Below are 11,782 nucleotides of genomic sequence, written 5' to 3'. Positions count from 1 at the left end.
TTCCAAATCAATCACAAAAATTGTAAATACCAGTCTAGCAAGGACTCCCCAAAAAAGTAGGCCACCAGGGTACCAATGACGATGAACGGTCCAAATGGAATCGGCTTCCGCCGCTTCACAAGACCGATTAACATCCCAATGACTCCAAAGACAGCTCCAAAAAAGGTGGAGAATATAAAGGCGAGAATAACTCCCTTTACTCCCATCACAAATCCAATTAAACCGAATAATTTAATATCTCCGCCACCCATGCCGCCTTTGCTGATTACAGCGATAAAAAACGGGATTCCAAACCCGACAATAGCCCCAGCTAAACTGTCCCACCATGGGTCCAAAGGAATAAATACCCGAATAAACAAAAAAACAACTGTAAAAAACAGCAGAATTTTGTTAGGTATAAGCATGTACGTAATATCCGATATAAAAATAATGATCAGCAGGGAAATAAGTGTCCATGCTACAAACAATTCGGCAGTCCAGCCAAGCAGCATCGGGGCTGCCACAAAAAGAATAGCCGTTGTCAGTTCCATCATCGGATAAATAGGTGAAATGCCCGCCTTACACTTACGGCATTTACCCCCTTGAAGCAAGTAAGACAATACAGGGATAAGCTCTTTCGGTGTCAATGTATGGCCGCAGGCCGGACAAGCCGACCTTGGAGCCACAATTGATTCCTTCGCTGGAATCCTCAAACCTACCACATTATAAAATGAGCCAAAGATGAGGCCGGTGAGGAAGATTAAGAGATAGAGAGTAGACATTATGGTAATGTGATATCTTCTCTACTAACTTTGCTTGAATCAACAGTTACATATGTCTTATTCCCGCTAGAAGAAATTAAAGTTACTGTGTAAACCGCTCCCGCCCCTTTAGTAGTTCCTGAAGTTGGTACTGGAGCTTTGTAATCTACTTTACTATTTGTTGTGTGATAAGTCGTATCTTTAGCGCTTGGGTCAGTAATATTCTCAATAAAACCACCTTCTTCTAATTGCGCTAATGTCATAGAAGCAGGTACTTTTTCTGCATTAGCAATATACATTCTTGCAGCATTCGCCATTTGCTTAACATTTACCACATGTGCGTCTTTCTCACTGTTTTTCATTATAGTTCCAATGGCAGGGATAGCGATGGCAGCAATTATTCCAAGGATCACGACAACAGCTAAAAGTTCAACAAGCGTGAAGCCTTTTTCGTTCTTTACTTGCTTTTTGAATAGTTTCATTCAAATTCTCCTCCTAAAAAAGATTTAGTATAATAGTCCAAATGTTCTATATATCTTACAATATATACTATTTTCTGGTAAAGATAAAGACATTTTTTGATAATACTGTAATATTTTTACCCGCTCATCTCATTAAACATTGTGAACATTGGCACGATAATAGCTAGTACAATGGTTCCTACTAACGAAGCAAGGAACACAATCATCAAAGGCTCAATCAATGCCTTCAATTTATCAGTACTAGCTTCTACTTCTTTTTCGTAAAACTCAGCTACTTTCGTCAGCATGGCTTCCAGAGATCCGGTTGTTTCTCCAATTGAAATCATCTGCGTTATCAAAGGCGGAAAAGCCCAATGTTTTTTCATTGGCACTGTAATCGACTGTCCTCTTTCCAATGAATCTCTTGATTCGAGAACAACCTTTCCAATCACCTCATTCTCAACTACCTGCTCCACTAATGTCATAGATTCCAAGATAGGCACGGAGCTTGAAAATAAGGAACTGAGTGTTCTGGTCATACGAGCCAGCGCGGCCTTTTGCAACATACTGCCGAAGATTGGAACCTTTAATAAAAAATAATCAAAATAATATTTACTTTTCTTATTTCTTCTAATCATTTGGATGGCTCCAATAAATAAAAGAATGAACAGAACAACAAAGTACCACCCTGCTTGCATCATTTCACTGGCCTTAAGGACGAATTGGGTTATGGCAGGCAGTTCACCGCCAAAATCGGCAAACATGCTCACATATGTTGGAACAACCTTTACTAAGAGGAAAATGACTACTGCAACCGCTACTATAGCAATCACGATTGGATAGGCCAAAGCAGAGGAAATCTTTCTCTTCGTATCATGCTGTTTCTCATAATGGATAGCCAAACGTTCAAGCGTATCATCGAGATTACCGCCAATCTCTCCTGCTCGAATCATATTGATAACCATAGGTGGAAATATTCTTTTATGCTTCGCTGCCGCTTTGGAGAGTGGCTGTCCATCTCTTAGATCTGTCTCAATGGTTTGCAGTGTTCGTGCTAAAGCCTTACTATCTGTTTGCTGAGAAAGAATGTTTGTCGAATCTACAACCGTTACCCCAGCCTTAATTAAGGTTGAAAATTGACGCAAATAAATAACAAAATGCTGCAGCTTCACAGGATTTCCAATTGCAATATCCTTTGTTAGCAACGTTTCAGGCATCTGAGACATTTCAATGACACGTATATTATCTTTTTTTAGTTTTTCCATCGCTTCGCGTCTGTTTATAGCATTCACCACACCAGACCGCTTGCCTTTTACGTCACGACCGGTATATTTAAACCTTGCCATCTACTCCACCTTTTCCTTAAGAAATGGAGAAGCTGATTCTCTCGTGATAACCCCAGCTGTCACCAATTCTCGAATATTGCTCTCGAGTGTATGCATTCCCTGAGCCTTTGATGTCTGCATGACATTCATAATTTGATGTATCTTTTCGCTTCTGATTAAATTCGACACGGCTGGATTATTAATCAAAATTTCAGTTGCTGATCTTCGCCCGCTTTTATCGACAGTCGGAAATAACCTTTGCGAAATAATAGAGATCAAGACAGAAGCTAGCTGAATGCGAACCTGCGCCTGCTGGGCTGACGGGAATACATCTATCACCCGGTCAATCGTTGAGGCTGCTGATGAGGTATGGAGCGTACCGAGAACCAAGTGGCCTGTTTCGGCAGCTGTAATAGCTGTATGAATTGTCTCCAAATCTCTCATTTCACCCACTAAAATGACATCAGGATCCTGTCTGAGTGCTGCTCTCAAGCCATTTGCAAAATTATTGGTATCAAAGCCTACCTCTCGCTGGTCGATAATGCACCCATTATGCTTATGCAAATATTCAATTGGGTCCTCTAGTGTGATAATATGCTTTCTCATCGTTTGATTCATATATTGAATCAATGATGCCAGCGTAGTTGATTTGCCGCTCCCTGTTGGACCTGTCACAAGCACAAGCCCCTGCGGCTTATGGGCAATTTGCTTTAAAATCGGTGGCAGCTTTAATTCTTCCATAGTTGGAATTCTCGTAGGTACGATTCTGATTGCCATTGCTACACAGGATCTCTGGAAATACGTATTAATCCGGAAACGAGATAATCCAGGAATACCATAGGAAAAATCCAATTCTCCTTTTTCTTTAAAACGATCCCACATATCCTCCGGGACAATCGCTCGCGCCATACCTTCCGTATCCTCGGGACGCAAAATCTCCTTGCTATACCTTTTTAACTCCCCGTTAATCCGCATAATCGGCGGAACTCCAACCGTTAAGTGAATATCTGATGCTTTGAATTCAAATCCAGCTCTTAGCAAGCTATCAATTTTTTTATCCATCCATGCCACCCCTATTCAAGAACAGCTACACGCAGCACTTCTTCCGTTGACGTAAATCCCTGTTTTACTTTAAGAAGACCATCATCTATTAGAAAAACAGTTTTATGCTTGATTGCCAGTTCCCTTAGCTTTGTAAAGGATTCTCCATTCATAATGACTCTTTTCATCTCATCATTTAAAACAAGAATTTCATGAATAGCTATTCTTCCTTTATATCCAGTCATATTACAAGAAGAGCAGCCCTTTCCTCTCTTTACAACTTCAATTTTCATGCCTCTTTTAGCAAATATCTCAATCTCTCTTTTAGTCGGCTGATGTTCCTCTCCGCAATCTCGGCAAACACGCCGCACAAGACGCTGTGCCACAATACCGCTGACCGATGAAGCAATTAAAAATGGTTCAACCCCCATGTCCATTAACCTTGTTACCGTACTGAGTGAATCATTCGTATGGATCGTGCTTAAGACAAGGTGGCCAGTTAGTGAAGCACGAATGGCAATTTCAACTGTTTCCTTGTCCCTAATTTCCCCGACCATAACGATATTGGGATCCTGACGCAAAATCGATCTTAATCCGGTCGCAAATGTCATTCCAACATTCGAATTAACCTGTATTTGATTGACACCTTCAAGTTGATACTCAACTGGATCCTCGATTGTGATAATATTGACCTCTTCACTATTTAAATCATTTAAGGCTGCATACAATGTTGACGACTTCCCTGATCCGGTAGGACCTGTAATTAACACAATTCCTGCAGGCTGTTCAATCAGTGATTTAAACCTTTGCATATTTAACTTATTGAAGCCAAGACGATTTAAATCGTTCAACGAGCTTCCCAAATCCAGAATCCTCATAACAATCTTTTCACCAAAAACCGTCGGCAAGGTGGATACACGTAAATCGACAGGGTGGAAGTCCAAATTAATTTTAATTCTTCCATCCTGAGGGATCCTGTATTCCGTAATATCCATATTAGCCATGATTTTAACTCGCGCTGTCAAAACGCTCTGCATGGATTTTGGCAATGTTCGTTCTGTCCTTAGAACTCCATCCACACGATATCGAACAAGTACTTTTGTCTCGTGCGGATCCAAGTGAACATCACTCGCTCTTTGTGAAACGGCATTGGATAAAATCTGATTAACGAGTTTAACAATCGGGGAGTCCTGATCAGTGATTTTGTCATCCTTACGTACATCAGTCTGATTCAGATCCCCAAGCAGCTCTTCTATTCCTTCATCATGATCGTAATATTTTGTAATCGTCCGCAATATATCATCTTTTGTAGCGATTGCTGTGATAATTTGAAAGCCTGTGGCTAAACGCAAATCATCGATTGCATAAAAATCCATTGGGTCAGCCATCGCTACATATAATTTTTCTCCTTCTTTTTTTAAAGGAATGAGCAGGCTCCTCTTTGCGATATCCTTCGGTACAATCGCAAACAAAGTAGGATCAAACGGGTATCTAAACAAACTAACGTGTGGAATCCCTAACTGAAATTCAAGCACTTCTATTAATTGCTGCTCCGTAATATATCCTTTTTGTAAAAGGACATCTCCAAGCTTTTCACCTTTTATCTTTGTTTCTAAAGCATTTTGAAGCTGGTCCTCTGTAATTAAACCCGCTTCCACTAACAAATCACCTAAGCGTTTTCGGGTTTGCGACATCCAACCATCTCTCCAATACCATTAAATTTTTCCCTGATTTATTTACTGATTTTCTCTGGAGCATCCGGTCCTTCTTCAGCATCCTCTTCTATTTGTTTATCCTGATCTTCCAAATTATCTTCCTCTTCAATCAGCTCATCATCATTTTGCTCACCATCTTCAGTCGGATCCTGATCACCATCTGATTGTTCTTCTTCAGATTCCTCTGGATCCATACCTGGTTCGCCGTCATCCGTTTCTTCTACAGGTGTCTGTACTTCAGGCTCCTTTAATCCACTGATAACCACCCGATGAACAGGATTGTAAAAGTCATCAGACAGGACCTCTGACAAAATTTCTTCTCCATTTTCATCGATCGTTTTTCTGACGATTCTGATGAGCAATCCATCTTTCCCCTCAGCAGACACTTTACTTTCATGCTCTTTCATTAAAGCACTGTACTGTTTGATCGTATTTGGCTTAAATTTTGTTTGCTCTTCTATGACAAGATTGTATTTATAAAGGAAGGAATGACCTTTCAATGTCACTACCAATTTGCTTCCCTCTATGGAAAAACTAAGGGTATAAGCCGTATCGTTCGGATTAGAAAAAACAAGGTCTACCTGCTTTTCCAAATCGACTCGAGCTTCATAGCCCAACTTGGCATACTCAGGTAATTCGCGGCTAATATTTCTCTCCAAAATATTAAAATTTGTAGGCATAATTGCTTCATAGAGAGCTGATGCAAAAATACCTGATGAAATCTTGTCTTTCTTTGTTATATTGGCAGCTTTGATTGCCTCAACAAGCGATACCTGTGTTTTTGCCGGTATTTCAATTTCCGGAAGTGCTTTAATCAGAAGACGGATTTCTCGTTCACGGTCCTCTAAACTAATGCTGGCCTTAGAAATGACCTCATTCTGTTCATCTGATCCATCCATATATTTTTCCAACTGAAAAACCTGAGGACTGCCATCAAGCATGGCAGCTCCCGCCAGTAAATCAGAGGTAAGTTTGTCTTTATCGATGTTCTCTATAGCGAGCTTGCTGGATAAAGCAGGGATAAATTCCTCAATCGCATCCTTTTTAAGGATGACCTGCATGACATTCTGTTTCCCGGATTGTGCCTGTCCAAGTGTCTTTTCTATGTTAAAGACGAATGAACCTGCATTAAAAACGGTACTTGTTTCCTTATAGGTAAACTCAATAATACTATCTTTCTTCCATTTTTCTGTCTCTTTCTTGATTAAATCATTCGCCTCTGTTACTGATTTATTCGAGACATTTACAGAACCAATCACGGTATTTTCCTCAAACTTATTCTCAGGGTCGATCATGTTGTTGATTGCTAGTGAGCCATAATGAGAGAATCCAAGCATGTATGCAGTAGAGAATAGTAATATAATAAATACTTTGCCAATGTGCTGCTTTCTCATAGCCGGGCTCCTCTCTAATTAGCTAATGACATTCATAGACAATTCAACTACCACGGAAGGCCCTTCGCTTTGAGCTGTTTCAATGTCTGTTACCGTAAGGATTGTACCCTTTGCAAATAACAGTTCACCTTGTCCATTCAGAATATCCTTGCTCACTTCTTTCCCTTGCAATAATTCAATTTGCTTGTCTTTAAGAGCTTTTTCACTTTCAGAAAGCTGTTGGTACAACGAAACACAGGCTTCCGCTTCTGCTTCAGCTACCACATCTGACACTTCAGTCTGTTCTACAGTCGTTTCTTCAACGTTTAAAACTGGTTCAGATACTTTAATAGACTGTTCAATAGACTCTGCCTCTGCGCTCTCTTCCAAGTCTTCAATATTCTCAATATAGTAGTCAGACGCATTCTCAACGACAACCAGAATGTCTTTCCCAAAAGTTAAAACAGCTTCTGCCTTCAAAATAATGTCCTTACCGCCAACACCGACCTGCATAGCGATAATATTTCCATTCTCTTCATCAATGTAATACTCGGAAACTTCACCAAGCAGCTGCCCTTTTCGAGTCATTACCTTTGTATTAGTGATTTTAATTTTTTTATTAACTAATGTATTTGCGATTGGAATCTCGTTTAAATCAATCACTGCATTGTCATTTTCAACAGTAATGGCATATTCACCAATCCCGATTACTTTTTTGAAAGGGATGGCTTTTACACTTACTTGCCAATCCTCATGTTCAATGGTAAGGAAATCAACAGATCCTTTTTCCGGATTAATAACGATTGATTTTACATTTCCGATTTGATTGCCCTCGGAAATACTGATAATTGGTTGACTGATAATTTCTAAACTGTTTTTCATTACGAATACACATCCCTATCTTTTTTGTTTATACACAATATGTTTGATATAAATATTCCAGTTGTTTAGCGAGGATAGGATACTGTTCAAATCTAATTTGCAGTTCAAGCAAAATTTGTTTAAGTTCCTCCCATTTTTTCTTTTCGATAAAATGATCGAGTAACAAAGTACTGAACCGGTAATATGTTTGATCAGGTAATTCATCTGTCAAGTATCCTTTAATCAGTGATTCATACTCATCCTCAGAACATGTCATTTTTGCTAATTTAATCTGATCAAAAAAGGTATCAAACAACTGAGTTTGCAGCACTGAATATTCAGGTGATGGTTTACTCGGCTTTTGTTCCTCCTGTTGTGCAGGTTCATTGTACAGAGTTATCTTTTCTTCGTCAGGAAGTTCTTTCTCTAGCCATTCATTCACTTGAGTTTCTTCAGCCGAGTCAGAAGGATGGTTAACTGCCTGTTGACCGCTAACTGGCCCTTCGGCTGGCTCAACTATTGGTTCTGGCTTAGTTTCTTCCGTATTTACGATGCGCTCTTTTTCCAAATCAACTAAATTGGATTGTTGGTGCTCATCCGATAGATCTCCTGTTACTGTTTTATGAAAAGAATGATCTTCTTCCAATTCATTCACTTGAGTTTCCTCAGTTTTGTCAGAATGTTGGTTTTCTGCTTGTTGATCTCTAACTGGCCATTCAACTGACTCAACTAATGGTTCTGACTTAATTTCTTCAGTATTTACGATGCGCTCTTTTTCCAAATCAACCAAATTGGATTGCAGGTGCTCATCCGATAGATCTCCGGTTACTGTTTTATTAGAAGAATTATCTTCTTCCAATTCATACAGCGGAAAATCCTCTTCTACATATAAATTAACGATTGGATCAACTGACGGTTCTTCTACTAGTAAATCCTTGGCTTCCAGCAAATCCTCATCTTCGTCCTCTAAGAGGATTTCAATATCCTCCATATAATGAACCGATGATTCATCGGGGGATATCAATTCATCCTTGCTAAGGAGGAAAGCGACTTCATCATTCGTTAGAGATCCATAAGGCTCCTCCTTGTTAGATATGAAAAGTCGTTCATCCCCTTCACCTTCCATCATTTGAGCTTTGTCTGGATTAGAATACGGATGCTCTATGTCTCCATCGTCCATGACTTCTGGTTCATTTTTAGAAATTAAAGGAGACTCATTCTGAAGCAGCTCCATTTCTTCATCCCAATTGATCGTTTCCTGAGTTAACGGTACTTCTGTAACCGAGGATTGCTCATTCTCCTGCTCTATCATTTGGTTTTTTTCAAGCGAAATCATTTCAGGACTATCGGTAAGATTTTCATCCTCTTTACCTGCCTCATTACCCATTTCCGCTTTTGTTTCTTTCGGCTGTTCCTGCTGTAGTTCTTGATTGCGCAATCCTTTTGACTGCTTTTGATTACCCATGAGATGGATCAGATCATCCTTTTCCTCTATTTCACCCTCTGGTTCATCACTTTTATACGCTGTCAGGTCATTGCCCTCCTGGTCAAAAATCAAGCCTTCAAATTTTTCTCCCATAAAAAAGGTCATCGCAATAATAATTAGAAGCAACATCCCAGCTGTCTGCCAAAGTGGAAAGTTCATATTTACATAGACCCCAATAGTAGCGACGAGGATAGCACCTACTATAATGATCATTTTCCCTTTAGAAGTGATTCCTAGTGGCAAATACATAATGATTGGAATTAACAAAATCAACGATGCTAAAACCAATATATAACTTTCCAATCCTACCACCCCTTTTTTTGACAAATTCTAATAAATTGTGAATTTATTATAAATATAAGAAAAGATACCTATTTATTACAAATATTTACTAGAATCATTGTATAATAAAGTAAGAAATATTAAAAGAAGGTGCGGGCATGAAAAAAAAGAATATTTTATATATCGAACGAGGTTTTACATTGGTAGAGGTTCTTTTATCCGTTACCATTCTTGGAATTATTTTTTTAAGCATATTAGCTTTATTCCACAATACGTACGATTATAGTAAACGAAACGAGTCCAAAACAGTCGGAATCAATGTAGCCAGAAATGTTTTGAATTATATCGAGAACCAGGACTTTATTACTATTAAAAATAATTATTTCCCAGTTTCATCTGCACCTGAGGAAATTCTAATCACGAGGGATTCTTGTAAAAAAAGCCCGTTTCCTGAAGATTCCTGTGAAAATATGTTAGAAACAGTCATTAATAATGTGACATATGAAGCCACTGTTACCTTAAAAAAACACCAGGAAACTGGTTTGCAAAATTATTTAATCCCTGTTGAGGTAAAGATCAACTGGAACGATCGTGAAACAAGTGTGGAGGGAGTATTGAAGAAGTGAAAAAATTCATTTTGCCTGAGCGCGGTGTTACCCTTGTCGAATTACTGGTTACAATTGCACTTGTTTCATTGTTTGGCACGATTATGTACTCTGTATTTTTAACCGGAATAAAACTTTATCAAAAAATTGAGGTGGAGGGACAATTGCGAGATGACGCTGACTTTGTAGCAACTGCTATTTTAAATGAGATGTACAGCAATTCTCCAAGATCCGTAAAAACCTTTAAGGATTCAGCGACTGGCAAAGAGGGGATCATCCTCGTCAGAGCCAATGAGAAAAAAGTTGATGGATATCTTGTTGAGGACAATACAAATAGTCCGGAAAAAACGATTAAAATTTACTTTGATGATCATCAGATTGTCATTGAAAGTACCACCGGAGCAGTCCAGGAAATAAAAACAGTTGAGATTGATTCGAAGTTCACAACTATTAGCAATGGTACGTCCAATGAGACTAAATCTAAGATTACCCTCGGTACGGTAGGCGAATGTAATGCCGGTTATACGGAATGCAGTCATGGGACAATTCGACTGACACTTGCTCTCGAGGGTGAGAATACCATAAAAAATTCCCTTATTAATTCTAAACCACTTGTCTTAGAGAGTTCTTTTGGCTTTTAGGAGGATCCAAAATGATAATTAAAAATGAAAAAGGATCTACATTAGTGCTTGTTTTATTAATCTTCCTTGTCCTCACTACCCTTGGTTTAGCCATAGCCAGTGCCACGATTAACAGCGGTAAGCGGACAGAGCTACGAGAAGAGGATATCACACAAAACCTGGATGCCCTGCGTGATTTAAAAGAAGGTGTGGCAGCCGTTGAGGCTTTTATCGCCAAAGAAGGCAGCTATATGATTAGCCTTCCTTCGAAAGCAGATTACGACAAAGCGATCAAGGATATGATCACGAGAGTAAATTCTACAAATAACAAGCGATATAAGATTGAGGATAAAACAACAGACATAAGCAGTTATACAAAAATACTGCAAATCAACAGTTCGGCCTATTCACAAAAAGTATATATCACAGCCATGCCGAGTTTTCTAAAATACGCACTTGGGTCAAGGGAAAGCCTCACCCTAAATGGCTCCCCATTAATTGAAGGAGATATATATTCAAATAAGACACTCTCTATTAGCAATGATACGAATTACATTTATAATTCAGTTCCTGATAGTGAGGATACTTCATTGCCCGCTATTAAAACATCATCAAAAATTCATCTCGGTGATAAGAATCAGCCGATAGCACTCTGTTCTTCCAGTAAGGCAAATGATTGCTATAATCCCAGAAGTGTACAAGATAATCTGCCTGTCTTTGAAAAAAACAATCCATACTGGCAAAATTTATCTATTCAAAACATAGCCCCGGCTTTTTCATCAGATGAAAAGCCTATATATGAAGATGAACCAACCCAATTTATTGATGTGGACATTCATCAATCCTTTATTGAAAAGCTAAGTGTGGCTGGCTTCTCTCCTCAACCATTACAGGGGGATACGGATGAGGAAAAGAAATCGTTTATTGTGAATCAGATCAAGTCTGGCCAATCAAATTTAGGAATCAAGAGAATTACCAATTTTAATTTGCTCGATAAAGATATAACATCCACGGCATTTTTGTATTCAGGAGATGCCCGAATTGATGTAGATGAAATCGATCTCCAGGATCATCAGTGGCTGATTATAGATGGAAACTTGTTTTTAGAGAGCGAAGGAAACAAAACGATGGATGTGAAGGGCAATATATTGGTAACCGGTAATATCAGTATAGTAGGTAATTTAAGCTTTAACTCCGTCATATATGCGCTTGGGAATACAACGTTAAATAATATTAATATTACATGCTATCAAAATAGCTGTGACCAAGGAAA

Annotated in this window: 11 protein-coding genes; 3 read left to right on the top strand and 8 right to left on the bottom strand. The window is 38.9% G+C overall.

The features are described from left to right. Positions 1-11 precede the first annotated feature (11 nt). From AC4D4A_RS14435 to AC4D4A_RS14400, 8 genes are all read right to left on the bottom strand, one after another. Positions 12-761 carry a prepilin peptidase gene (locus AC4D4A_RS14435; protein ID WP_490996548.1) on the bottom strand — a complete coding sequence of 250 codons (750 nt, stop codon included), beginning with the start codon at positions 759-761 and terminating at the stop codon, positions 12-14. After that, the gene (locus AC4D4A_RS14430) at positions 761-1,222 is read right to left on the bottom strand and encodes a type II secretion system protein (RefSeq protein ID WP_490996547.1); all 462 of its coding nucleotides are present in this window, start codon (positions 1,220-1,222) and stop codon (positions 761-763) included. The genes AC4D4A_RS14435 and AC4D4A_RS14430 overlap by 1 nt, the downstream gene beginning before the upstream one ends. A gap of 116 nt (positions 1,223-1,338) precedes the next feature. After that, the gene (locus tag AC4D4A_RS14425) at positions 1,339-2,547 is read right to left on the bottom strand and encodes a type II secretion system F family protein (RefSeq protein WP_490996546.1); all 1,209 of its coding nucleotides are present in this window, start codon (positions 2,545-2,547) and stop codon (positions 1,339-1,341) included. Then, positions 2,548-3,588 carry a type IV pilus twitching motility protein PilT gene (locus AC4D4A_RS14420; protein WP_490996545.1) on the bottom strand — a complete coding sequence of 347 codons (1,041 nt, stop codon included), beginning with the start codon at positions 3,586-3,588 and terminating at the stop codon, positions 2,548-2,550. Positions 3,589-3,599: 11 nt separating this feature from the next. After that, the gene (locus AC4D4A_RS14415) at positions 3,600-5,261 is read right to left on the bottom strand and encodes a GspE/PulE family protein (protein ID WP_490996544.1); all 1,662 of its coding nucleotides are present in this window, start codon (positions 5,259-5,261) and stop codon (positions 3,600-3,602) included. Between the two features lie 38 nt (positions 5,262-5,299). Next, entirely contained in the window at positions 5,300-6,676 is a 1,377-nt protein-coding gene (locus tag AC4D4A_RS14410; RefSeq protein WP_490996543.1) for a VanW family protein, read from the bottom strand. Between the two features lie 18 nt (positions 6,677-6,694). Next, entirely contained in the window at positions 6,695-7,537 is an 843-nt protein-coding gene (locus AC4D4A_RS14405; RefSeq protein WP_490996542.1) for a PRC-barrel domain-containing protein, read from the bottom strand. A 28-nt stretch (positions 7,538-7,565) separates the two neighbouring features. After that, on the bottom strand, positions 7,566-9,305 hold the full coding sequence (locus AC4D4A_RS14400) for a hypothetical protein (RefSeq protein WP_490996541.1): 1,740 nt from the start codon (positions 9,303-9,305) through the stop codon (positions 7,566-7,568). Between the two features lie 137 nt (positions 9,306-9,442). Here AC4D4A_RS14400 and AC4D4A_RS14395 point away from each other — a divergent pair, with 137 nt between their 5' ends. From AC4D4A_RS14395 to AC4D4A_RS14385, 3 genes are all read left to right on the top strand, one after another. Continuing rightward, positions 9,443-9,910 carry a type IV pilus modification PilV family protein gene (locus tag AC4D4A_RS14395; RefSeq protein WP_490996540.1) on the top strand — a complete coding sequence of 156 codons (468 nt, stop codon included), beginning with the start codon at positions 9,443-9,445 and terminating at the stop codon, positions 9,908-9,910. Continuing rightward, positions 9,907-10,530 (top strand): PulJ/GspJ family protein, encoded by a 624-nt coding sequence (locus AC4D4A_RS14390; RefSeq protein WP_490996539.1) that lies wholly within the window; start codon positions 9,907-9,909, stop codon positions 10,528-10,530. The genes AC4D4A_RS14395 and AC4D4A_RS14390 overlap by 4 nt, the downstream gene beginning before the upstream one ends. A gap of 11 nt (positions 10,531-10,541) precedes the next feature. Beyond that, positions 10,542-11,782 (top strand): hypothetical protein (locus AC4D4A_RS14385; RefSeq protein WP_490996538.1); only part of this gene is annotated, 1,241 nt, incomplete at its 3' end.

This window comes from Pradoshia sp. Z5_111 (assembly GCF_058267535.1).
Note: the sequence above shows the minus strand (reverse complement) of the source record. Positions and strands in the feature narration are given on the sequence as shown.